Source organism: Lentzea chajnantorensis (assembly GCF_054300775.1).
Map to the genome: position 1 here is coordinate 3,943,432 of NZ_JBSDZT010000002.1, position 21,712 is coordinate 3,965,143.

Below are 21,712 nucleotides of genomic sequence, written 5' to 3' on the forward strand. Positions count from 1 at the left end.
TTCCGGTATTGACAAATGATTTTGTCAAATGGCACCGTGACGGCCGTGGAGCTTCTCCCCGTTGCGCCGCTCGCTGCTGGAGCTGCTGGCCTCGCCCGCGTCGGCGACCCAGCTGGCGGCGGCGCTCGACCTGCCCCGGCAGCGGGTCAACTACCACGTGCGCGCCCTGGAGCAGGCCGGCCTCGTCGAGCTCGTCGAGGAACGCCGGCGCCGCGGCTGCGTCGAGCGCGTGCTGCGCGCCCGCCCCGGCCGGTCGGTGGCAGCCGGCGTGCAGGACCAGTTCGCCGCCACCCACCTCGTGTCGGTCGCCGCGGACACCGCACGCGAGGTCGGGCGGATGGCCGGCTCGGCCGCCGACGCCGGAAAGCGCTTGCTCACGTTCACGGTGGAGACCACCGTCCGCTTCGGCGAGCCCGGCGCCGTCCACGAGTTCACCAGCGACCTGGCCGAAGCGGTGCGGCAGCTCGCGTTGCGCTACGACACCGAATCCGGCCGCCCGTACCGGGTGGTCGCACTGGGGCACCCTGGAGTTTCCGATGAGCGATGACGGCGTCCGGATCGAGATCACCGTGGCCGCACCCGTCGAGCAGGTGTGGCGGTCGTTCCGCGACAGGGAGAAGATCCGCCACTGGCACGGCTGGGACCTCCCCGGGCTCGACGCGGAGATCGACCAGATCTACTTCGAGAACGCGCGGGAGGACGGCACCACCCTGGTCGTCCACGGCCACGACACGTTCGCGCTGTCCCCGGTCCCCGAGGGCACGCGGGTCGTGTGCACCCGCGCACCCAAGGGCACGTCGCCGGAGTGGGACGACTACTACGACGACGTCACCGAGGGCTGGGTCACGTTCCTGCACCAGCTGAAGTTCGCGCACGAGTTCCACCCCGGCCAGGCGCGGCGAACCCTGTTCTGGCCGGCCGAGGTGGCGTTCGCGGTCGACGGGAGGCCGTTCTTCACCGCCGAGCACCAGCGCGGGGTGGTGGTGGACGCGTGGGGGCCGGGGCTGCTGGTGACGAGCGCGAAGATGACGGTGGTGACGACGTACGGGTTCTCGGACGAGCAGCTGGAGGAGCTGCGCCGGGAAGGGGACGCGGTGGTCGAGGGTGGATGACCGGCCCGCAGGGCATCCTGCGGCTCGACAGCGGTGACGTCGACCCCGCGGTGGCCGCTGACGCGGGTGCGGGGGTCGGAGGCGGACCTGCCGCGGCGTCAGCCGGACGCCGTCGACCCGAGGTAGCGGGTCAGGAAGTCGTTGCGGAACACGCCCTTCGGGTCGTGCTCGCGCAGCAACGCCCGGAAGGCGTCCCACTGCGGGTAGCGGGCGGCCAGCAACGGCGCCGGCACCGTGAAGAGCTTGCCCCAGTGCGGCCGCGGCGCGATGGCCTCCTCCATGCGCGGCAGCACCTCCAGCACCCGGCGGGTGTCGGGCACCCAGGTGAAGTGGATCGCGACGCTGTCCCGGTCGTGCGCGGGGCTCAGCCACTGCGGCTCGGCGGAGATCGTGCGGATCTCGCAGGTCTGCACCAGCGGTGAGATCACCGTCGACATCTCCGCCAGCGCGCGCAACGCCGTCACCGCGCGGGTGCGCGGCACGAAGTACTCGGTCTGCAGCTCGGCTCCGACCGACGGGGTGAACTCGGCGCGGAAGTGCGGCAGCCGCTCGTGCCACGGTCCCGCCACCCCGCCCTGCACGGTGCACCGCGACGGTGGCTGGCCGGGCACCGGGTGCCGCGGGCCGTCCGCCGGCCGGCCGGGGAAGGCGTGCGGGTGGTCGCCCACCCGGTGCTTCACCCACAGCGTCGCGCTGCCCTGCCAGTCGATGAACGCGCTCACGCTGTACGCGCCGTCGAAGACCTGCTCCAGCGACCCGAGCAGCGCCGTCCACGCCACGTCGTCGTACACCGTCTGCTCCACCTGGAACGACGGCACCACGTCCAGCTCGACCGCCGTGACCACGCCCAGCCCGCCCAGCGACACGACCGCGCCCGGTAAGGTCAGCGACACCACGGACCCGTCGCCGCGCATCACCTCCACCGCGCGCACGGCACCGGCCAGCGACCGGGAACCCGAGCCGTGGGTGGCCGTAGTGACCGCGCCCGCGACCGTGATGTGCGGCAACGACGGCAGGGTGTGCAGGGCCAGCCCCTCGGCCTCCAGCCGCGGTGCCAGCTGTGCGAGCGTCATGCCCGCGCTCACCCGTGCCGTGGTCCCGGAGACCTCGAACTCCTCCGGCATCGCCGCCAGCGACACCAGCGTCCCGGTCGTGTCGGCGACCGTGCTGAACGAGTGCCCGCTCCCGACGACGTGCACGGCCGAGGCGCCCCGCACCACGGCTCGCAGGTCGTCGGCCGACTCGGGCGTGACGACCGAGGCCGCGGAGAAGGTGACGTTGCCGGCCCAGTTGGTCCTCATATGCACACGGTAGGCGCCGAACGTCGACTTGTTCCACACTATCTCTTCAGTGTTGAGTGAAAACAAGTTGACGCCGGTGGGACGGTGGACCGTCGTGGACCACAAGAACGAAGTGCAGACGCTGCGAAAGATGGCCGGCCTCGTCACGCCGATGGCACTGCGGGTCGCGGTGACCCTCGGCCTGCCGGAGCTGCTGGCCGAACCGGGCACCGCGCACCAGCTCGCCGCCGACCTCGACGTCTCGCCGCTGGGTCTGGACCTGCTGCTGGGGCACCTGGTCACGCTCGGCGTGCTGGAACGCGCGGGTGAGGGCTACCGCACCACGCCGTTCGGCGCCCATCTGCGGTGGGACGCGGACAACGGCCTGGCGAACCTGCTGGACGCGAGCACCGCCGCTGGCCGCGCCGACCTGGCGTTCGTCGACCTGCGGCACAGCGTCACGACCGGCGAGGCGGCCTACCCGCTGCGCTACGGCCAGGACTTCTGGTCCGACCTGGCCGACCACCCGCACCTGCGCAGGGCGTTCGACGCGCAGATGGCGTTCCGCATCCGCGAGCAGCTCCCGCAGGTCGTCAACGGCTTCGACTGGGCCAGGTTCGGCACGGTCGTCGACGTCGGCGGTGGTCCCGGCCGGCAGCTCGCCGCGGTCCTGGCCGCGCACCCCGGGATCACCGGGCACCTGGTCGACCTCGACGTGACCGAGGCGCAGAAGGCGTTCGAGCCGTTCGGCGACCGCGCGAAGGCCACGGCGGGCAGCTTCTTCGACCCGTTGCCGCCGGGGGCCGACGCCTACCTGTTGTTCGACGTCCTGCACGACTGGGACGACGAGCACGCCCGGCGGATCCTGCGGCGCTGCGCGGAGGCGGCGCCGCGGGACGGCCGGGTGCTGGTGGTGGAGGCGGTCGGCGGGCTGCGGGCGAGCACCGAGATGGACCTGGTGATGCTGGTGCACTTCGGTGGCCGGGAACGCCGGGTCGACGAGCTGGAGCGGGTGGCGGCGGACAGCGGGCTGGTGCTCGACCAGGTCGTGGAGCTGACGCCGCAGCGCTACCTGCTGGAGTTCCGCGGGGTCACTCGGTGAGCGCGGCGATCCGTTCCCGGGCCTCGGCGAGGTCGTCCTCGGTCGGGGCGTCGTCCTGGGTGAGCGCGCGCCGCCAGTAGCCGGTGAACTCGATGTCCTCCCTGGACACACCGAGGCTCACGAAGTGCCTGCGCAGCAGGCGAACGGCGGAGGCCTCGCCGGCGAGCCACACCCAGACGGAGGCGGGCACCTCCACGGCGCTGACCGCGGACACCAGGTCCGCCCCGGCGCTGCGGTGCACCCACCGCACGCCGGGCAGGTCCTGTTCCTCCGCGGGGTCGGCGACCTCGACGAAGGCCAGGAACCGCTGGTGCGCGGGCAGGACCTCCAGCAGCGAGCCGATCGCGGGCAACGCGGTCTCGTCGCCCGCGAACACCAGCAGCTCGGCGGTTCCGAGCGGCCGGGCGTAGTCGCGGGACGGCCCGAACCGCCCGAGCACGTCACCGGGTTTCGCGGTGGCGGCCCATCGGGCGGCTGGGCCGTGGTCGCCGTGCAGCACGAAGTCGACCGTCAGCACGCCGTCGGCCAGCGCGCGCACGGTGAAGCTGCGCATCCACGGCCGCGTCTCCTCTGGGAGGGCGAGGTAGGCCTGGTACCAGGTGCCGGTGTCGGTGGCGTCCGAGACGTGGGCGGAGCCGCCCTGCTTGGGGAACAACAGCTTCAGCTGCTGGTCGGGCCACGTGCCGAGGTCGGCGAGGCCGTCGCCGGTGAACGTCACGCGGGTCATCCGCGGGGTCAGCGCCCGCACCCCGGTGACCGTCAGCAGGCTCATGCCAGGTACTCCTTCAGGTGGTGCGCGGTGAGCGTGTCGGAGTGTGCGACGAGGTCGCCGGGGGTGCCGGTGAAGACGACGCGGCCGCCGTCGTGGCCTGCTCCCGGTCCCATGTCGACGATCCAGTCGGCGTGCGCCATGACGGCGAGGTGGTGCTCGATGACGACGACCGTGTTGCCGGCGTCGATGAGCTGGTCGAGCAGGCCGAGGAGCTGGTCGACGTCGGCGAGGTGCAGGCCGGAGGTGGGTTCGTCGAGCACGTAGGTGGCGGCTTTCTCGGCCATGTGGATGGCGAGCTTGAGGCGTTGCCGTTCGCCGCCGGACAGGGTGGTGAGCGGCTGGCCGAGGGACAGGTAGGACAGGCCGACGTCGTGCAGCCGGGAGAGCACGGCGTGGGCCTGGCCGGTGGGGAAGAACTCGCGGGCCTCGGCGACCGGCATGGCCAGGACATCGCTGATGTTCTTGCCCCGCAACGTGTAGCGCAGCACCTCGGGGGTGAACCGCTTGCCTTCGCACTTCTCGCACACGGTGGCGACGCCGGCCATCATCGCGAGGTCGGTGTAGACGAGGCCGATGCCCTTGCAGTGGGTGCAGGCGCCTTCGGAGTTGGCGCTGAACAACGCGGCCTTCACGCCGTTGGCCTTGGCGAACGCGGTGCGGACGGAGTCGAGCAGCCCGGTGTAGGTGGCCGGGTTGGAGCGGCGCGACCCGCGGATCGGGGACTGGTCGACGGTGACGACGCCGGGGCGGCCCCGCAGCGAGCCGTGGACGAGCGAGGACTTGCCGGAGCCGGCCACGCCGGTGACGACGGTGAGCACGCCGAGCGGGAGGTCGACGGAGACGTCGCGCAGGTTGTTGTGCGACGCGCCGGTGATGCTCAGAAAGCCCTTGGGGGAGCGGAACTCGGAGCGCAGCTTGGCACGGTGGTCGAGGTGCCGGCCGGTGAGGGTGCCGGAGGAGCGCAGGCCGCTGACGTCGCCGGAGTAGCAGAGGTGGCCGCCGTTGACGCCGGCGCCGGGGCCGAGGTCGACGACGTGGTCGGCGATCGCGATGGTCTCCGGCTTGTGCTCGACGACGAGGACGGTGTTGCCCTTGTCCCGCAGGCGCAGCAGGAGGTCGTTCATGCGCCGGATGTCGTGCGGGTGCAGGCCGACGGTCGGTTCGTCGAAGACGTAGGTGATGTCGGTGAGCGAGGAACCCAGGTGCCGCACCATCTTCACGCGTTGCGACTCGCCGCCGGACAGCGTGGCGGACTCGCGGTCGAGCGAGAGGTAGCCGAGGCCGATCTCGACCAGCGAGTCCAGCGTGCCGCGCAGTGTCGCGAGCAGTGGTGCGACGGACGGGTCGTCGAGCGAGCGCACGAACTGCGCGAGGTCGCTGATCTGCATGGCGCAGCAGTCGGCGATGTTCACGCCGTTGATCCGCGAGCCGAGTGCGGCCTCGTTGAGCCGGGCGCCGCGGCAGGCGGGGCAGGTGGTGAATGTGACCGCGCGGTCGACGAACGCCCGCACGTGCGGCTGCATGGACTCGCGGTCCTTGGCGAGGATCGTGCGCTGCAGCTTCACGACGAGACCCTCGTAGGTGACGTTGGTGCCGCCGATGGCGATCTTCGTCGTCGGTTTGTGCAGGAGGTCGTGGAGCTCCTGCTCGGTGAACTCGGCGATCGGCTTGTCGGGGGAGTAGAGGCCCGAGTGCGCGAGGACCCGCCAGTACCAGGTGTCGACGCCGTAGTTGGGTGCGTCGATCGCGCCCTCGTTGAGCGACTTCGTGCGGTCCACGAACGCGTCGACGTCGATCGCGGTGACCTTGCCCAGGCCCTCGCAGGTGGGGCACATGCCCTCGGGCAGGTTGAAGCTGAACGCGCCGGACGTGCCGGCGTGCGGCTGCCCGAGGCGGCTGAACACGATCCGCAGCATCGTGTGGGCGTCGGTGGCGGTGCCGACGGTGGAGCGGGCGTTCGCCCCCATCCGCTCCTGGTCGACGATGATCGCCGCGCTGAGGTTGCGCAGCGCGTCCACGTCCGGGCGGCCGATCGAGGGCATGAACGACTGCAGGAACGCGGTGTAGGTCTCGTTGATCATGCGCTGGGACTCGGCGGCGATGGTGCCGAAGACCAGCGAGGACTTACCGGACCCGGACACGCCGGTGAAGACGGTCAGGCGGCGTTTGGGGAGGTCGAGCGAGATGTCCGCGAGGTTGTTCTCCCTGGCCCCGCGGACCTCGATGACGTCGTGGCTGTCGGCAGCGGTCATTGCGAGTGCTTTCCCCCGGTGTATTGCTTATGCCGTAAAGTGTGGACTGACGAGGTTACTTTACGCTGTAAGGAGTCGCAAGGTGGTCGTCTACGCCGGGCAGGGCGATCCCCGCCGTTCGATCGAGCTGCTCTGGCGTGCCGGGGCCGTACCGGAACGGCGCCCCGGCCCGCGACCCGCGCTGAGCGTCGACGCGATCGTGGACGCGGGCATCGCGGTCGCCGACGAGGCCGGCATGGCGGCGTTGTCGATGCGCGCGGTGGGGGAGCGGCTCGGGCGCACGGCCATGGCGCTCTACACCTACGTGCCGGGCAAGAACGAGCTGGTCGACCTCATGTACGACCGCGCGATGGCCGAGCTGCCCACCTCCTACGACCTCGGTGACGGGTGGCGCGCGGCCGCCACGGCGTGGGCGAACGCCATGTGGGAGTTCTACGGCCGCCACCCGTGGGTGCTGCAGGTGTCGCAGGCCCGGCCGGTGCTCGGCCCGCACGAGTTCGCCGTCATCGAGTCGCTGGCCGCCGTCGTGGTCACGACCGGGCTGCCCGCCCGGCGGCTGCGCGGCATCGTCGGCGCGATCAACTACTTCGTGCGCGGCGCCGCCCAGGCGCTGGCCGAGGCGCGGGCGGCCCGCACCGCGACCGGTGAGGGCGACGAGGAGTGGTGGTACGCGCGGTCGGCGGTGCTGCTGGAGGTCGAACCGGACCTCGCGCGGCGGTTCCCGGTGCTGCACCTGCTCGAAGGCGACCGCGAGCCCGTCGACCCGGAGCTGCCGTACCTGGAGAACGACGCGGTGGAGAACTTCCGCGGCGGCCTGGAGGTGCTGCTCGACGGGGTGGCGGCGGCCGTGGCTCGCCGGTAACGCGTTCGCAAGCCGGACCACATCAACCGTTCGGCTGGTCCTGGGCCCGACTTCCGTCGGCCGGGTCGATGCCTTCGGACGATCGCGCCGCCTTTCCGCCGCTGCCAGGGTGGTGGTGGAAGGGGGAGGTTCCATGTTGAGGAGAACAGCGCTGCTGACGACAGCGCTCGTCGTGCTGACCGCCGTGCCCGCCGACGCGCACCGGTCCGGTGACTGGGCGGGGTGGACGAAGGACCTGGCCGGCTCCCGGCACAACGCCGCGGAGTGGCGGATCAACGCCGGCACCGTCGGCAGGCTCAAGGTGAAGTGGGCGTTCGCCTACGAGCGGGGTGACTACAACACGCCGCGCAGCCAGCCCGCCGTCGTCGGCGACACCATCTACTTCGGTGGCCCCGACGGGAAGTTCTACGCCCGTGACGCCCGCACCGGTCGCGCCCGGTGGGAGTTCGCGCTGCCGCCGGCACCCCGGTACGCGTTCAACTCCGACGGCCCGACGGTGGCGAACGGCAAGGTGTTCTTCGGCGACAGCGCGGGCCGGCTGTTCGCGCTCGACCAGCGCACCGGCCGCGAGGTGTGGCGGGCGCAGACCGACGACAACGCCGCCGCGCTGATCACCAGTTCACCGACCGTCCACAACGGACTCGTCTACGTCGGCACGTCCAGCGGGGAGAACACGTTGCCGCGCGACTACCCGTGCTGCACGTTCCGCGGTCACGTCGACGCCTACGACATCACCAACGGGGCGCTGGTGTGGCGCCACTACACCGTGCCGGAGCCGGTCGAGGCCGGTACGTGGCCCAACGGCGCCAAGCGGTTCGAGCCGTCCGGTGCCGGGGTGTGGAGCTCGCCGGTGATCGACCGCAGGTCCGGCACGCTGTACGTGGGCACGGGGCAGAACTACACGGGCAAGGGCGGGGAGTTCGACTCGCTGCTCGCGCTGGACGCGCGCACCGGCCGGGTGCGGTGGACCAACCAGGTCACCGACGCCGACACGTGGCGCAGCGCCTGCAACGAGCCCGACGCCGAGGGCTACTGCCCCGGCCTGAAGGACAACACGAACCTCGACTACGACATCGGCGCGACGCCGAACCTGTTCGAGGTCGACGGCCGCCTGCTCGTCGGCGTCGGCCAGAAGTCCGGTGTGTACCACGTGTTCGACGCGCGGACCGGTCAGGTCGTGTGGCGCCGCCAGCTCGGCGTGCCGCTGCCCAGCGGTGGCATCTCGGGCATCCAGTGGGGGTCGAGCTACGACGGCAAGCGGCTCTACATCTCCACGTTCTTCGCCGATCCGGGCACGCTGTTCGCGGTCGACCCGGCCACGGGCAAGGTGCTGTGGGAGACCCCGGCGCCGGCGGACGGCTGTTCCACCGGCGGTGCGGTCGGGCAGGCGGCCTGCGCGCGGGCGCACGGCGTTCCGGTGACCAGCACGCCCGGGGTGGTCTACCTGGGTGCGGGTGACGGGAAGTTCCGCGCCTACAACGCGAAGACGGGCGCGGTCCTGTGGACGCACGACACCGTGCAGGACGTGCGCGGCGTCAACGGCGTGACCGGGCGGGGCGGGTTCATGGCCGGTCCCGGCAGCGGGGCGGTGGTCTCGGACGGCATGGTCTACGTGCACTCCGGCTACTGGCCCGAGTTCGAGAACCCGCACGGCCACGTGCTCCTGGCGTTCGGGCTGTAGCAGCGGCCGGCCTCGCCCCGCACACCGCGGGGCGAGGCCGGTGGTGTCAGCCCAGGAACGCCCCAGGCCTCGGCGAGACGGCCGTGCGGGCGTTGCTGACGCCTTGGGGCAAGCAACGAGGGGGCGGGGAAGGCTTCCGGCCAGGTGCTCAGGGCTTTCTCAGGCTGTTGACAGCAGACTCCCAGCCGGCCGGGGCTAACTGGAGGGCAGGGAGGTCGCCATGCTGGTCGAACACACCGTCCCCCTCGGGACCGCGCTGAGAGTCACGGGCTCGTCCGAACGCGGCCCGCGCACCCACAACGCGGACGCGTACGCCTCGCACCACCGCACCTTCGTGCTCGTGGACGGCGTCGGCGACTCGCTGGCCGCCGCCGAGGCCGCGCACGCCGCCGCCCAGGCCGCCGCGCTGCTCACCGACCCGGTCGCCGCGATCCTCGCCGCTCAGGCCGCGCTGCAGCTGCACACCGGTGACGCCGTGATCGTGGTCGCCGTCGCCCGCGTCGAGGGCGGGTTCGACCTCGCGTGGGCCGGTGACGCCCGTGCGTACGCCTCGGACGGCGCGGACCTCGTGCAGCTGACGACCGACCACACCGTCGCCGAGTACTTCCGCCGGCGTGGGGTCGTGCCCGGACGGCGGATGGAACACGTCGTCACCAACACCGTGCGGCACGCGACACCGGCCACCATCGGCCGTGCCAGCACCCGTGCGCCCCGGCTCGCGCTCGTCTCCGACGGCGTCTACGGGCCGCTGGGACACAACGGCATCGCGGCCATCATGGCCGGCCGTGGGCCTGCGGAACGGCTCGTTCGCGCGGCGCTGCACGCGGACGGCACGGACAACGCGACGGCACTCGTCGTCGGCTGAGGGCGAGGGGTCAGCCGGCCTTCTTGCGCTTCTTCTTGCTGGCCTCGACGCTGCGCTGCAACGCCTCCATGAGGTCCATGACGTCGGTGGCGGCCTCGGGCTCCGCCTCGACGACGACCTCGCGGCCCTTCTGCTTGTCCTTGATGAGCTTGTTCACCCGTTCGGTGTACGTGTCGCGGTAGTCCTTCGGCCGCCAGTCATCGGACATCGACTCGACCAGCGACACCGCCATGTCGAGCTCCTTGCCGCGCGGTGCCCGGCCCTGCGGTGCCACGTCCAGCACGTCCTGCGGCGTGCGGATCTCGTCGGCGAAGTACAGCGTGTGCACCGCGAGGAAGCCGTTCTCCTCCTTCAACGCGGTCAGGTACTGCTTGCCGCGCATGACGAACACCGCGATGCCCGCCCTGTTCGTCTTCTTCATCGCCTGCGCGAGCAGCAGGTACGGCCGGGAGAACTCCTCCTTGGCCGGCCCGAGCCAGTACGTCTTCTGGAAGTGCACCGGGTCGATCTCGTCGAGGTCCACGAACGCCTCGATGTCCAGGGTGCGCGACCGGCCGGGTGCGATGTCGTCGAGCTCCTCCTGCTCGACCACCACGTACTCGCCGTCGTCGACCTCGTGGCCCTTCACGATCTTGTCGTAGGGCACCTCGCGGCCGGTGCGCTCGTTGACGCGCTTGTAGCGGATGCGGTCCGACGTGCCGCGCTGGAACTGGTTGAAGTGCACCGTGTGGTCCTGCGTGGCGCTGTACAGCTCCACCGGGATGTTCACCAGTCCGAAGGAGACGGACCCGCTCCAGATCGCCCGTGCCATGGGGGCCGGGTACCCGCTCGCGCGCGAGTGGAACCTGCGTCAAAAGTGATCATGCAACCTCCTCGGCCCCCGGCGGCGTTTTCCCCTGTGATCGACACTTTCCTGGGGAGGAAAATTGAAGAAGGCACTACTGGGGCTCGGCTTCGCCGTGGCCGCCCTGCTGGGCACCACCGGGGCTGCGCAGGCCTCCACCCCCGACACCTGGACGGTGGAGGCCTGGCACGACGCCGTGATCAGGGACTGCGAGCACCTCGCCTGCACCCCCGTCGGCGTGATCAGGGCAGGTGAGACGCACGTGGCCTACTGCTGGGAGTACGGCCAGTACGTGCGGGACCTGGGCTACAGCAACAACGTCTGGATCATGGTCAGCATGATGGACGGCGGTCGCTACCTGACCCCGGCGATCTACCTCAAGGGCGACATCCGCGCGAACATCCCCTACGAGGACGACTGCGTGGGCTGACCTCGGCGCCGGGGCGCGCGGGCAGGCGCGTCCCGGCACCACTACGGTCGGTGGGGTGCGAGTCGTAGTCCTGTCCGACACCCATGCGCCGCGGTTCTGGAAGCGGTGCCCACCGGCCGTCGCCGAACACCTGCGCACGGCCGAGCTGATCCTGCACGCCGGTGACGTGTGCGTGGCGCCCGTCCTGGACGAGCTGGCGCAGTACGCGCCGGTCGTCGCTGTGTGCGGCAACAACGACGGCGCGGACGTCGTGGCGTGGGGCGCACCCGAGACCGTCGAGCTCGACATCGCGGGCCTGCCCGTCGCGATGGTCCACGACAGCGGCCAGAAGACCGGCAGGCTCGCCCGCCTGCGCCGCCGGTTCCCGGCCGCGCGCCTGGTCGTGTTCGGACACTCGCACATCCCGCTGGACGAGCAGGACGACGGCTTCCGGATCCTCAACCCCGGCTCGCCCACCGACAAGCGCCGCCAGCCGCACGGCACGCTCGCCCTGCTGCACGTCGAGGACGGCGAACTGCTCGACGCGCGGATCGTGCCCGTCACGCCGTGACTAGGTTGTAGGCCATGGGTCTGTCTCGCCGTGTCTTCCTCGCCGCCGCCGCGGTTCCGCTCGCCGGATGCACGGCTTCACCGCCCCCGCAACAACAGACCACCTCCACTGCCGCGCCGTTGACGACCACGACCACCACCACCACGACTGCGGCACGGCACGAGCCGCTGTTCGCGCTGGAGCAGAAGTTCGGCGCACGCCTGGGTGTGTTCGCCAGCCGTGGCGACCGCACCGTCGAGCACCGCGCGGACGAGCGGTTCGCGTTCTGCTCGACGTTCAAGGCACTGGCTGCCGCGGCCGTGCTCAGCCGTGACGTCGCACTGGACACCGTCGTCACCTACACCGAGGCCGAGCTGATGAAGAGCTCGCAGATCACCCGCCGGCACGTCACCACCGGCATGTCCCTGCGCGACCTGTGCGACGCGGCGGTCCGCTACAGCGACGGCACGGCCGGAAATCTCCTGCTGCGCACCGCCGGCGGCCCCGCGGAGCTCACCGCGTACCTGCGCGGTCTCGGCGACGAGGTGACCAGGATGGACCGCGTCGAGCCCGACATCACCTCCGCGGTCCCGGGCGACCCGCGCGACACCAGCACCCCGCGCGCCCTCGGCACCACCTACCGCGCGCTCGTGACGGGCACCGCGCTGCCGGAGCGGCACCGGGCGTTCCTGCGCGACCTGATGGAGCGCAACACCACCGGTGACCAGCGCATCCGCGCCGGCGTGCCGAAGGACTGGAAGGTCGCCGACAAGACCGGCACCGGCAGCTACGCGACGATGAACGACATCGGCATCGCCTGGCCGCCCACCGGTGAGCCGCTGCTGATCGCGCTCATGTCCAGCAAACCCGCTGCGGACGCGCCCTACGACCAGGCGCTGCTCGCGGAGGCCGCCGCCTACGTGGCCGCCACCCTGTCCTGAGACCGCGCCCACTGCGCGAGGCGGGGTTCGAGCAGTGCGTAGACGTGCGGGTCGAACCCCATCCCGGTGTGCGTGCTGCGCACCTCGACGCACTCGGCGTACGGGTCCTGGCACAGCTCCCACGGCACGACGCCGTCCGCGCGCGAGAAGATCGAGATCGCCGGCACCCGCAGCGGCTCGGTCATCGACTCGATGTGCTCGGCGTAGCAGGGCCCGTCGAAGCAGTCGGCGTCGAGCAGGCCCGGCAGACCGGCGGCCGACAGCCGCGTCAGGAACCGCGCGACGCGCATGACACCGGGATGCGCGCCCAGCGGGTCGAGCACCGGGCTGCCCATCATCACCAGGCCGCGCACCAGATCGGGTCTTCTGGCGGCGGCCAGGCGCGCGAGACCGCCGCCGCGGCTCTGGCCGAGCAGCACCACCGGCGCACCGGTGCGCTCGGCGTGCGCCTCGACGCTGCGCAGCAACCGGCCGAACAACGTGGTCGTGCAGCCGAGCGTGAACCCGATCCGCGCGCTGACCGGCCGGTAGCCGCGAGCGCGCAACCACGACGCCGCCGGTGCGAGGCTCACGTCACCCGCACCGAAACCAGGCGCCAGCACCACGCCGAGACCGCGGCCCGCTGACGGGTCGCCCGCGCGCCACACCGGGTGGCGCACCAGCCTCGGCACGTCGACCAGAGCCCGGAAGGCGCTCTCCCGAGCCGCGGATCGCAGACCGTCGAACATGCGTCTGGTTTGCCGCGGACCCGGCCGTTGAAACCAGCGTCACCGCACGGTGATGCTCTTGAGCGAGGCGTGCCCCGGACGCCACCCGGTCGAGACCGCCACGTACCGCGCCTCCGTCGCCGTCCCGTACGTCCGGCCGTCGACGCTGTACCCGGTCGTGTGCGGCGGCACCGGCCCGTCCGTCCACATGAGCCGGACCTCCTCGATCCGGTGCACCGCACCGAGGTCCACGACCATGCGCCCGTCCTGCCCCGGTGTCCACGCGGTCCGCTGGTCACCGTCGACCGCGGCGGCCGGATCGGTCATCCCCTGCGGCAGCACCGAGTTCGGGAACGTGACCCGCCCGAGCGCCAGGTCGTCGAACGGAAACGCTTGCGCGCCCGGCATCGTGACCGTGTGCTCGGCTTGGCCCAGCACCACCGGCAGCGTGCGGCCGTCCCGGTGCTCCAGCGTGAACCGGGCCGGACCGCCGCGGAACGTCACGCGCCGCCCGTCGTGCACCACGGCCGTGATGCCGGCCGGGATGTCGCGCGCGGTGAACCACGGCGCCTCGACCCGCGCGGTGGCGGCGGGCAAGGTGAGCGCGTAGTTCGTCCCACCGGCGGTGGTGACCTGCGTGCCCCGGTACAACCGCGACCCGCGCAGCGCGACCGTGCCGGTGACGGCGGCGCCGGAGAGGTTGAAGAGGCTGAGGTACCCGTCGGCGACGCTCGCCCGCACCCCCGGCGGGCACTGCGGCGGTGCCTGCGCGGCGATGGCCCGCAGATCGGCCCGCACGTAGCCCTCGACCACACCCGCGGGCAGCGTGATCGTGTCGCCCTCCACCCTGATCGGCTCTGCCCCGCGTGCGACGAACCCGGCGCGGCCGTCGACGTCGAGCCAGCCCGGCGTGCTCAGGTCCGGCCGCGGGTACTCGACGACCGTCTTCCACGCGGCGCCGTCCACCGACGTCTCGACCCGGTAGGCGCCCGCCGCCGCGGACTCCCAGCGCAGCCGCACCTGCCTCACCGCGTGCGCGGCACCCAGGTCCACCGCGAGCCAGCTGTCCACCCGCCCGCGCTCGGCACGGGAGACCGCCCACCGCGTGTCCGGGTTGCCGTCCGTGGCCATGCGCGGCTCACGGCCGGTGTCGTACGACGACGCCGTGGTCGCCTTGCCGCGGGCGAGGTCGCCGTTCACGTCGAAGTCGAACACCGAGTAGCCGTAGGTGGGATGCGGCCGCACCCCGACCACGCGGACATGGCGGGCCGTGGTCTCCGGGAACGTCAGCTCGTCGACCCGGGACGCCTCCCGTGCCCGCACCACGGCCGTGCCCGCGGAACCCCGGTACGTGCGGGAGCCGCTGAGGATGCCCGGCATGTCCAGGTTGTGCACGTCCACCCGGCCGGGCCGGGGGAGCGCGCACACGATCGTGCCGGTGGGCAGCGTGGCCGTGCCCGCGAAACCGTCCGCGAACGCCAGCAGGCTCGCCGTGGCGGCGAACCCGTCGCGGACCTCCCGGTAGACGACGGTGGCGCGCTTGGTCACGGCAGCGGGCGGCAGCAGCATCGGGGTCGCCCCGCTGATCTTGAACAGCCAGTCGTCGTGCGCGGGCTGCCAGGCGAGCTTCGTGAAGCCCGGCTTCGTGACCGTGCCCGCCCAGGCCGCCGCGGACTGGTGCGTGAGCAGACCGGGGTCCGCGCCGTGGTCGACCGTGAACGCGGCCCGCTCGAAGAACTCCTGCTGCGACACCGGAGCCGGCGCCGGGCGCAGCTCGTGCAGCAGGTAGCTGATCGCGATCTCGGCCCGCGCCTCCGGCTCGTACTTGGCCTCACCGGAGAACTTCGCGAGCCGGTAGGTCGGCGGGTGGTTCTGGTAGGCGAGCAACCGGGCCGCGAGCGCGCTCTCCGCCCACGCCGCCATCCGGTCGCCCAGCACGGTCGCGCGGAACGCGAGCGGGATGACGTCACGCCCGTAGAGGTGCTCCCGGTCGGCGACCATCGGCATCAACGGCTCACCGGCGTCGCTCATGGTCGCGAGGATGGTGCGCCACAACAGCTCCCCGTTCGGCTGCCGGGTCAGCACCTCCGGCAGCGGCCGCCCCGCCAGCAGGAAGTGCACGGCGTTGCGCCCCGAGGTGCGCCACAGCTCCTCCTGGTAGTGCGGGCCGAACGAGCCGTGGTTCTCCACGATGAACGTGTCGTGCAGGTTCCGCGCGGTGTTCGCCGTGATCGGCACACCGTCCACCAGCGCCGGGTTGGCGAGGTCCGCGGCCGGCAACCCGGCCTCGTTGCGGCTCCACCGCCCGAACGCCTCCCGCCACCCGCTGCCGTCACCGTGCCACGCGAGCCCCGGCGCGAGCGCCTGCGCGTAGACGCCCATCTCCTCCAGCTTGGTGTCACCGCGGTGACCGCCGGTCAGCCCGTTCGGCGTCCAGCTGCCCGACCGCGGGTCGTTGCCCGTGCCGAGCGACGTCGTGTAGTCGGCCTGCCCCCGCGCGATCGTCTCGACGTTCGCCCGCGTCGCCGCGTCCAGCTCGTGCCACAGCAACCGCGCCGCCAGCACGAAGTACGACTGGAACGTGGTGTCCCAGAACAGGGTCTTGCCCCACTCCGTGCCGCCGGTCAGCACGTTGCTCGCGGCGAAGTGCCTGATCGTGGCCAGCGTGCGCTGCCGGAGCACCTCCTTCTCCACACCCGCGAGCGCCGCGTCGTAGGTGCCCCTGGTCAGCAGCACCGCGTTGCCGAGCACGACGGCGAACCCGAAGTCCGTGCGCCGGTACCGCCCGGCCGTCGCGTCGAACTGGGTCTCGGACCACCTCGTGTGCCGCAGCAACACCTCGTGGTAGACGTCCCGCACAGCCCGCTGCGGGGCCGCCTCGCGGGCGAGCGCGGTGCCCGGCGCCGCGGCGAGGATCCCGGGCGCGGCGGCGAGCAGGCCCGTGGCGTGGAGGAAGCGTCTGCGGTCGATCTGCCATGACATCGTTGTCAGCTCCTCGAGGTGAGACCGGCCCGATCGTGTGAGACGGGCCGGTCGGCGGTCAAGGTGCTGATCGATATAAGTCGTTTTGTGGACAGCCGGGCGTGGTCCGTGCTCAGACGGTGACCGCGATCTCCGCGCCCAGCTTCGCCCCGTCCAGCAGCTCCAGGTCGTCCCCGCTCCAGAACCGCCCGGGGTCGTACCAGTTCGGCCGGCGCTGGGGCAGCAGCCCCATGGCCTCGTAGGTGACCGCCACGACCTCCGCGCAGAACGCGCTCTCCAGCGTCGCGTCCGCCTTGGGCCGCAACGGGACCCGTCCCCGCAGCCAGCGCGACGCGAGCCGGGCGGTGGTCGGGAACGGCGTGCCGTCCAGGCGGGCGATGGTCTGCAGGACCGCGTCCTCCACCTCCTTGGTGACGGGGTGGTGCAGCTGCCGCACCCACGCGCGCTGGCCGTACTTGTCGTGCCACGTCACCACGGCGTCGCGCAGGTCGTGCAGCTGGGCACCGCGCTGGTGGGTGCCCGACCACATGTCCTTGAGCGACTTGCCGAGCTTCCGCGTGCCACATCAGCGGCGGCAGGTCGTCCAGGACCACCGCCATGCCCACGTGGTTGACCGGGCTGTTGGTCATCGCCTGGATCGCCCGGTCCGCCGCGCTGCGGCCGCGGAAGACCCACACGTCGCCGGTCCTGGTCAGTTCGACGGCTTCGTCCAGGGTTGTCGCCATGGGCACGTAGCCTAGGCAACATGAAGCTCTGGAAGGTGCTCGGCATCGCCGCGTTCGCCGGTGTCGCGGCCAGTGGCGCGCTCGTGGCCCGCAACCAGCGCCGCCGGGCCGCCTACACGCCCGACCAGATCAGGGAGCGCTTGCACGAGCGCCTCGCCGAAGCCGGCCGCGCTCAGGACTGAGCCCGTCAGTCGTGGTCGGGCGCACCGGTCAGGTGGTGGTCGGCGGCGTTGACGGCCTCGGACAGCAGCCTGCGCACGTGCCCGCCGCGGGCGCGGTAGAGCGAACGGCGGCCGTCGCGCCGCACCGTGACCAGACCGGTGAGGCGGAGCTTCGCCAGGTGCTGTGACACCGCGGGCCGCGCGATCTGCACCTTCCCGGCGAGCGTCGTCACGTCGTACTCGTCGCCGCACAACAACCACAGCATGCGCAGCCGCGTCGGGTCGGCGAGCATCCGGAACCCGTCGACGGCGGTCTCGACGTGCTTGCCCGACGGCAGCTGTTGCCAAGACTCCGTTGTTGCAACGTGGTCGCGTGAGCCCATGCCCGCATGATGTCATGGTCGACGTGTGCGTACATGTGCACATATAGTGCCGCGCATGCTGGTCGTGCTGCGCAACCGCACCTACCGCCACCTGTTCGGCGCGCAGGTCGTCGCGCTCACCGGCACCGGGCTCGCGACCGTCGCACTCGGGCTGCTCGCCCACGACCTCGCCGGGGCACAGGCGGGTGCGGTGCTCGGCACCGCGCTGGCGGTCAAGATGCTGGCCTACGTCGGCGTGGCACCGGTCGCGGCCGCCGTGCTCGGCGCGTTGCCGCGGCGGGTGGTGCTCGTGGCGCTGGACCTCGTGCGCGCGGCGGTCGCGGTGGCGCTGCCGTGGGTGGACGAGATCTGGCAGGTATACACGCTGATCTTCGTGCTGCAGGCCGCATCCGCCGCGTTCACGCCGTTGTTCCAGGCGACCATCTCCGACCTGCTGCCCGACGAACGCGACTACACCCGCGCGCTCACGTTGTCGCGACTGGCCTACGACCTCGAAGGCCTCCTCAGCCCCGCGCTCGCCGCCGCACTGCTCACCGTCGTCAGCTTCGGCCACCTGTTCACCGGCACGTCCATCGGCTTCGCCGCGTCGGCGGTGCTCGTGGTGTCGGTGCTGCTGCCCCGTCCGGTGGCCCGCACGGGCCGCTGCCGCGCCACCACCCGCGGCCTCCGCATCTACCTGGCGACACCACGGCTGCGCGGCCTGCTCGCCGTCCACCTCGCCGCCGCGGCCGCCGGGTCCATGGTGCTCGTCAACACCGTCGGCCACGTCCGCGACGGGCTGGGCCGCGCCGCCCCGGACGTCGCGGTCGCGCTGGCGGCCAACGGGATCGGCTCGCTGGCCGCCGCACTCGTGCTGCCCCGCCTGCTCGACCGGCTGCCCGACCGCGTGGTCGTGCTGCGCGCCTGCGCGGGACTGACCGCTCTGCTGTTCGCCGGCGTCACCGCGGTCTCGGCGCACTGGACGGGCGTGCTCGTGCTGTGGGCGTTGATCGGCGCGGGGTGCTGCTTCGCGCTCACGCCAGGAGCCCGGCTGCTGCGCCGGTCCGCGGCCGACCCCGACCGGGCCGCGCTGTTCGCCGCCGACTTCGCGCTCTCACACGCCTGCTGGCTCGTCTGCTACCCGCTGGCCGGCTGGGTCGCGAGCACGGCCGGCACCACCGCGGCGTTCGCCGTGCTCGGCGTGCTCGCCGCTACCGCCGCCCTGGCCGCGCTGCACCTGTGGCCCACGGCCGACCCCGAGGTCGTCGAGCACGTCCACGACGACCTCGACCCCGGCCACGACCACCTGTGCGACGCGGTCCCGGCCGGGGGAGCGTGGCGGCACGCCCACCCGTTCCGCATCGACGACCACCACGAGCGGTGGCCGCGCCACTGACGGGTCACTTGCCCGAGGGAACGACCGCGTCGCGCTCCTGGCCGTTCCCGAAGTGCGGCAGCGCACGGGCAAATCGATTCAGACGGGCTGCGCCGACTCATTCCGATGCACTCGACAGGGTGACGCCCACCGATCTTCCGCAGGGCGGTCGTTGAACCGCGACGACACCCGTGACCTGCTGTTCGAGCTTGTCGAGCAGGGCGGTCCGCCGGTCTGACATTGTCCACCGATCGTTGTACACCGGAACAACTCTGAGACCGGACAACGAAATCTGCGTACCGTCGGAAGTGCTTGCACTCCGGGGGGAACGCAAATGCCGATCGTGTTGTCCGAATCCGCGCCCAAGGGACGTGGACTGACCATTCTCTTCGAGCTGGAAGACCTCGCGCGCACCCGTTTCGCACCGGCCCCGCTGCCGATGTACGAACTGGTGTTCACGGTGCACAGCGGCAACTGGGACCGCCTGCTGCTGCCGCAGATCCGCCCGCTCGCCGAGCTGGTGCGACCGGGGCGGTTCATCCCGGACTTCTTCAACTCCGCGCGCGCCGACTTCGACGAGGCCGTGCGCCAGGTGCTCGACGTGCCCGCAACCCGCGTGCGCGACCAGATCGCGACCATGCTCGGCACCACCTCGCCGTGGCTGCGCTCGTTCGCCGCGGGCACGCCCACCTCGCGCCAGGACCTGCGCGCGGCGCTGAACGCTGGCCACCGCGACCTGATCGAGCACGACTGGCCGGAGACCCGCCAGGCGTTCGACGCGGAGGTGCGGCTGCGGTCCAGCCAGGCCGTGACCGGCGGCCTGGGCGACCTGCTCGGCAACCTGCACCCGTCGATCTCCTGGACCGCACCCGCCCTGCACGTGGAGCTCGCCTGGGACACCGAGATCTCGTTGCGCGGCACCGGAATGCTCATCGTCCCGGTGCTGCACGGCCTCACCCGCCCGGCCGTGTCGATGTTCGCGGAACCACAACCGCTGCTCTTCTACCCGGTCGCCACACCCCAGCCCGGCGGCGCCTCCCTGGAGCTGGCCCTGGGCCGCACCCGCACCCTCGTGCTGCGCGCCCTCACGTCCGAACGCACCACCACCGAGCTCGCCCGGCACGTGGGCATCAGCCTGCCCACCGCCTCACAGCACGCGACCGCACTGCGCACCGCCGGTTTCGTGTCGACCCACCGCAACGGCCGTTCCGTCCGCCACCGCCTGACCAGGCGCGGCTGGGAACTGCTCACCTGACCGCCACCGGGAGGCCCGCATGACCGTGCTGCCGCGGTACCGCACCGACCCGAGCCCACGCGCGCTGGCCACCCGCCTGCGCGCCCTGCTCACCGCCGACGTCCCCAACGCGTGCGGCGTCTACGCCGGCCTGACCGACCCCGTGCCGACGTCCGCCCTGCACGCCCGCATCACACACGCGATGGCGCGCGCGTTCGTGGCCGGCGAGTCCGCCGCCGTACCCCGCTTCTCCCCGCCACCCTCGGCCCAGCTGCGGCTGCTGACCGCGGCCAGCCGGGGCCGCCTGGACGGCGCCGGCGCCGACATGACGACGTTCCCGGTGGACCTGGCCTCGGAACTGTGGTGGCGGGTGCACGCCCACGCGGGCGAGCCGTCGCTGCGCCCCGCCGAACGCCGGGTGGCCTGCGACCTGTTCCTGCGCCTCGGCTACCCGCACCGCGCCGCGTCCGTGATCGGCCTGACCGTGGCCGACGCGCGCAACCACACGTTCGCCGCCGAGTTCGCCGCGGAACAGCTCGCGGTCCTGCGCTGCCACCTGCCCGCCCCGGCCGTGGAGGCGCTCGCACTGCGCGGCGCCCGCTCCGGCCTGCCCGCCGCCACCCGGCGGGACCTGGCCCTGTTCGTGGTGTTCCGCGCCGCGGCCACAGGAGTGGACTCGACGTCCCTGCACGCGGCCGCCGCACTGGCGATGAGGGCCGCCTCGGAACTGCCGCACGCGGGCTTCTCCGACGCGTTGGCACGGGTCCGCCTGCACCGGGCCGTCGCCACGATCCCGTTCGTGCGGCGCGACATCGTGGAAACCCACCGCCTGCTCGGCCGGGCCGTGGAGGGCCTGACCTCCGTCGCACCGGGCGAGGCGGAGTTCGACCACCTGGCGTGGGCCGACGAGGCCTACGCCCTCCACGCCCTCCTCGTGCAGACGCACCTGGCGATCGGCCTGGGCCAACGCGCGGTCGGCCACGCCGACGAACTGGTCGCCCTGAGCCCCGGCGACGACCGCACGTGGGCGTTGCGCGGCGACGCACTGGTCGCCTGCGGACGGCTGGAGGAAGCCGTGGAGGCGTACACGCAAGGCGTGGCGCTGGGCGGCTGGGGTGCGGCTCGGGCGGCACACCTGCGGGGGTTCGTGCTGCAACGGCTCGGGCGGGCGGTGGAGGCGGAGGCGGACTTCCTGCTGGCGCACCGGATCGACCCGACGGCGTCGGTGGGCGGAGTGGGGGTCGCGGCGGGGCGAAAGGCGATGGCCGGGCGTGTCGGCGCTGCTGCCGGGGCGCCGGTACCGGCCGCGCCTTCCGCTGTCGTCGCGGCGACGGTGCCGGTCGTGTGGGCGGTTCCGGCGGACCAAGCCGTGCCAACGGTTCAGGCCGTGCCAGCGGTTCAGGCCGTGCCGACAGCGTCCACGTCCGCTGCGTCCAGCGGGTCTGGCGGGTAGACAGGCCGCTCGACCCGCACCGCGCCTTGCCGTCAGCTCTGCC

21 protein-coding genes are annotated in these 21,712 nt (G+C 72.3%); 13 read left to right on the forward strand and 8 right to left on the reverse strand.

Features of this window, described 5'->3' with window-relative positions; genetic code table 11:
- Positions 1-61 precede the first annotated feature (61 nt).
- Positions 62-547 (forward strand): helix-turn-helix domain-containing protein, encoded by a 486-nt coding sequence (locus tag ACVDFE_RS20065; RefSeq protein ID WP_458431393.1) that lies wholly within the window; start codon positions 62-64, stop codon positions 545-547.
- Positions 537-1,112 (forward strand): SRPBCC family protein, encoded by a 576-nt coding sequence (locus ACVDFE_RS20070; protein WP_360392787.1) that lies wholly within the window; start codon positions 537-539, stop codon positions 1,110-1,112. Before ACVDFE_RS20065 ends, ACVDFE_RS20070 begins: the two co-directional genes overlap by 11 nt.
- Before the next feature lie 98 nt (positions 1,113-1,210).
- Here ACVDFE_RS20070 and ACVDFE_RS20075 read toward each other — a convergent pair whose 3' ends face one another.
- Positions 1,211-2,413: an FAD-binding protein gene (locus tag ACVDFE_RS20075; protein WP_458431394.1), complete on the reverse strand. Its 1,203-nt coding sequence runs from the start codon at positions 2,411-2,413 to the stop codon at positions 1,211-1,213.
- Positions 2,414-2,507: 94 nt separating this feature from the next.
- Here ACVDFE_RS20075 and ACVDFE_RS20080 point away from each other — a divergent pair, with 94 nt between their 5' ends.
- A complete protein-coding gene (locus ACVDFE_RS20080; protein ID WP_458431395.1) occupies positions 2,508-3,494 on the forward strand; it encodes a methyltransferase in 987 nt (328 codons plus the stop codon).
- On the opposite strand, the gene ACVDFE_RS20085 is transcribed toward ACVDFE_RS20080, so the two are convergent.
- Positions 3,484-4,266, reverse strand: a complete 783-nt coding sequence (locus tag ACVDFE_RS20085; protein ID WP_458431396.1) for a siderophore-interacting protein — start codon at positions 4,264-4,266, stop codon at positions 3,484-3,486. The two genes, ACVDFE_RS20080 and ACVDFE_RS20085, sit on opposite strands and share 11 nt — an antisense overlap.
- A complete protein-coding gene (locus ACVDFE_RS20090; RefSeq protein WP_458431397.1) occupies positions 4,263-6,518 on the reverse strand; it encodes an ATP-binding cassette domain-containing protein in 2,256 nt (751 codons plus the stop codon). The genes ACVDFE_RS20085 and ACVDFE_RS20090 overlap by 4 nt, the downstream gene beginning before the upstream one ends.
- Positions 6,519-6,600: 82 nt before the next feature.
- Between ACVDFE_RS20090 and ACVDFE_RS20095 the strand changes: the two genes are divergently transcribed.
- From ACVDFE_RS20095 to ACVDFE_RS20105, 3 genes are all read left to right on the forward strand, one after another.
- Positions 6,601-7,380 (forward strand): TetR/AcrR family transcriptional regulator, encoded by a 780-nt coding sequence (locus ACVDFE_RS20095; RefSeq protein ID WP_360392802.1) that lies wholly within the window; start codon positions 6,601-6,603, stop codon positions 7,378-7,380.
- A 133-nt stretch (positions 7,381-7,513) separates the two neighbouring features.
- The gene (locus ACVDFE_RS20100) at positions 7,514-9,061 is read left to right on the forward strand and encodes an outer membrane protein assembly factor BamB family protein (protein WP_360392805.1); all 1,548 of its coding nucleotides are present in this window, start codon (positions 7,514-7,516) and stop codon (positions 9,059-9,061) included.
- A 220-nt stretch (positions 9,062-9,281) separates the two neighbouring features.
- Positions 9,282-9,926 carry a PP2C family protein-serine/threonine phosphatase gene (locus tag ACVDFE_RS20105; RefSeq protein ID WP_458431398.1) on the forward strand — a complete coding sequence of 215 codons (645 nt, stop codon included), beginning with the start codon at positions 9,282-9,284 and terminating at the stop codon, positions 9,924-9,926.
- Positions 9,927-9,936: 10 nt separating this feature from the next.
- Here ACVDFE_RS20105 and ku read toward each other — a convergent pair whose 3' ends face one another.
- Complete coding sequence (ku, locus tag ACVDFE_RS20110) at positions 9,937-10,737, reverse strand: non-homologous end joining protein Ku (RefSeq protein WP_458431399.1); 801 nt, start codon at positions 10,735-10,737, stop codon at positions 9,937-9,939.
- Positions 10,738-10,852: 115 nt separating this feature from the next.
- Between ku and ACVDFE_RS20115 the strand changes: the two genes are divergently transcribed.
- From ACVDFE_RS20115 to bla, 3 genes are read left to right on the forward strand one after another with little or no spacing between them, the layout of a single operon-like run.
- The gene (locus ACVDFE_RS20115) at positions 10,853-11,200 is read left to right on the forward strand and encodes a hypothetical protein (protein WP_360392808.1); all 348 of its coding nucleotides are present in this window, start codon (positions 10,853-10,855) and stop codon (positions 11,198-11,200) included.
- A 55-nt stretch (positions 11,201-11,255) separates the two neighbouring features.
- On the forward strand, positions 11,256-11,750 hold the full coding sequence (locus ACVDFE_RS20120; protein WP_360392811.1) for a metallophosphoesterase family protein: 495 nt from the start codon (positions 11,256-11,258) through the stop codon (positions 11,748-11,750).
- Positions 11,751-11,764: 14 nt separating this feature from the next.
- Positions 11,765-12,670 (forward strand): class A beta-lactamase, encoded by a 906-nt coding sequence (gene bla, locus ACVDFE_RS20125; protein WP_458431400.1) that lies wholly within the window; start codon positions 11,765-11,767, stop codon positions 12,668-12,670.
- Here bla and ACVDFE_RS20130 read toward each other — a convergent pair.
- From ACVDFE_RS20130 to ACVDFE_RS20140, 3 genes are all read right to left on the reverse strand, one after another.
- Positions 12,646-13,398, reverse strand: coding sequence for an esterase/lipase family protein (locus ACVDFE_RS20130; protein ID WP_458431401.1), 753 nt, complete (start codon positions 13,396-13,398; stop codon positions 12,646-12,648). The two genes, bla and ACVDFE_RS20130, sit on opposite strands and share 25 nt — an antisense overlap.
- Before the next feature lie 39 nt (positions 13,399-13,437).
- The gene (locus ACVDFE_RS20135; protein WP_458431402.1) at positions 13,438-16,359 is read right to left on the reverse strand and encodes a discoidin domain-containing protein; all 2,922 of its coding nucleotides are present in this window, start codon (positions 16,357-16,359) and stop codon (positions 13,438-13,440) included.
- Positions 16,360-16,471: 112 nt separating this feature from the next.
- The gene (locus ACVDFE_RS20140; RefSeq protein ID WP_458431403.1) at positions 16,472-16,888 is read right to left on the reverse strand and encodes a hypothetical protein; all 417 of its coding nucleotides are present in this window, start codon (positions 16,886-16,888) and stop codon (positions 16,472-16,474) included.
- A 216-nt stretch (positions 16,889-17,104) separates the two neighbouring features.
- Here ACVDFE_RS20140 and ACVDFE_RS20145 point away from each other — a divergent pair, with 216 nt between their 5' ends.
- Positions 17,105-17,266: a hypothetical protein gene (locus tag ACVDFE_RS20145; protein ID WP_360392826.1), complete on the forward strand. Its 162-nt coding sequence runs from the start codon at positions 17,105-17,107 to the stop codon at positions 17,264-17,266.
- Between the two features lie 5 nt (positions 17,267-17,271).
- Here ACVDFE_RS20145 and ACVDFE_RS20150 read toward each other — a convergent pair whose 3' ends face one another.
- On the reverse strand, positions 17,272-17,628 hold the full coding sequence (locus tag ACVDFE_RS20150; RefSeq protein ID WP_360392829.1) for an ArsR/SmtB family transcription factor: 357 nt from the start codon (positions 17,626-17,628) through the stop codon (positions 17,272-17,274).
- Between the two features lie 55 nt (positions 17,629-17,683).
- Here ACVDFE_RS20150 and ACVDFE_RS20155 point away from each other — a divergent pair, with 55 nt between their 5' ends.
- The 3 genes from ACVDFE_RS20155 to ACVDFE_RS20165 all read left to right on the forward strand — a co-directional run bounded on the left by ACVDFE_RS20155 (position 17,684) and on the right by ACVDFE_RS20165 (position 21,669).
- Positions 17,684-19,003, forward strand: a complete 1,320-nt coding sequence (locus tag ACVDFE_RS20155; protein ID WP_458431404.1) for an MFS transporter — start codon at positions 17,684-17,686, stop codon at positions 19,001-19,003.
- A gap of 313 nt (positions 19,004-19,316) precedes the next feature.
- Entirely contained in the window at positions 19,317-20,237 is a 921-nt protein-coding gene (locus ACVDFE_RS20160; RefSeq protein ID WP_458431405.1) for an ArsR/SmtB family transcription factor, read from the forward strand.
- A gap of 19 nt (positions 20,238-20,256) precedes the next feature.
- A complete protein-coding gene (locus ACVDFE_RS20165; protein ID WP_458431407.1) occupies positions 20,257-21,669 on the forward strand; it encodes a BTAD domain-containing putative transcriptional regulator in 1,413 nt (470 codons plus the stop codon).
- Positions 21,670-21,712 lie beyond the last annotated feature (43 nt).

What these genes read in the sequence shown, in the direction of transcription:
- ACVDFE_RS20085 (WP_458431396.1), bottom strand. Translation starts at nt 4,266, where the DNA reads ATGAGCCTGCTGACGGTCACCGGGGTGCGGGCGCTGACCCCGCGGATG.
- ACVDFE_RS20105 (WP_458431398.1), top strand. Translation starts at nt 9,282, where the DNA reads ATGCTGGTCGAACACACCGTCCCCCTCGGGACCGCGCTGAGAGTCACG.
- ACVDFE_RS20165 (WP_458431407.1), top strand. Translation starts at nt 20,257, where the DNA reads ATGACCGTGCTGCCGCGGTACCGCACCGACCCGAGCCCACGCGCGCTG.
- ACVDFE_RS20150 (WP_360392829.1), bottom strand. Translation starts at nt 17,628, where the DNA reads ATGGGCTCACGCGACCACGTTGCAACAACGGAGTCTTGGCAACAGCTG.
- ACVDFE_RS20145 (WP_360392826.1), top strand. Translation starts at nt 17,105, where the DNA reads ATGAAGCTCTGGAAGGTGCTCGGCATCGCCGCGTTCGCCGGTGTCGCG.
- ACVDFE_RS20070 (WP_360392787.1), top strand. Translation starts at nt 537, where the DNA reads ATGAGCGATGACGGCGTCCGGATCGAGATCACCGTGGCCGCACCCGTC.
- ACVDFE_RS20100 (WP_360392805.1), top strand. Translation starts at nt 7,514, where the DNA reads ATGTTGAGGAGAACAGCGCTGCTGACGACAGCGCTCGTCGTGCTGACC.
- ACVDFE_RS20160 (WP_458431405.1), top strand. Translation starts at nt 19,317, where the DNA reads ATGCCGATCGTGTTGTCCGAATCCGCGCCCAAGGGACGTGGACTGACC.
- ACVDFE_RS20090 (WP_458431397.1), bottom strand. Translation starts at nt 6,518, where the DNA reads ATGACCGCTGCCGACAGCCACGACGTCATCGAGGTCCGCGGGGCCAGG.
- ACVDFE_RS20075 (WP_458431394.1), bottom strand. Translation starts at nt 2,413, where the DNA reads ATGAGGACCAACTGGGCCGGCAACGTCACCTTCTCCGCGGCCTCGGTC.
- ACVDFE_RS20140 (WP_458431403.1), bottom strand. Translation starts at nt 16,888, where the DNA reads ATGTGGTCGGGCACCCACCAGCGCGGTGCCCAGCTGCACGACCTGCGC.
- bla (WP_458431400.1), top strand. Translation starts at nt 11,765, where the DNA reads ATGGGTCTGTCTCGCCGTGTCTTCCTCGCCGCCGCCGCGGTTCCGCTC.
- ACVDFE_RS20135 (WP_458431402.1), bottom strand. Translation starts at nt 16,359, where the DNA reads ATGTCATGGCAGATCGACCGCAGACGCTTCCTCCACGCCACGGGCCTG.
- ku (WP_458431399.1), bottom strand. Translation starts at nt 10,737, where the DNA reads ATGGCACGGGCGATCTGGAGCGGGTCCGTCTCCTTCGGACTGGTGAAC.
- ACVDFE_RS20130 (WP_458431401.1), bottom strand. Translation starts at nt 13,398, where the DNA reads ATGTTCGACGGTCTGCGATCCGCGGCTCGGGAGAGCGCCTTCCGGGCT.
- ACVDFE_RS20155 (WP_458431404.1), top strand. Translation starts at nt 17,684, where the DNA reads ATGCTGGTCGTGCTGCGCAACCGCACCTACCGCCACCTGTTCGGCGCG.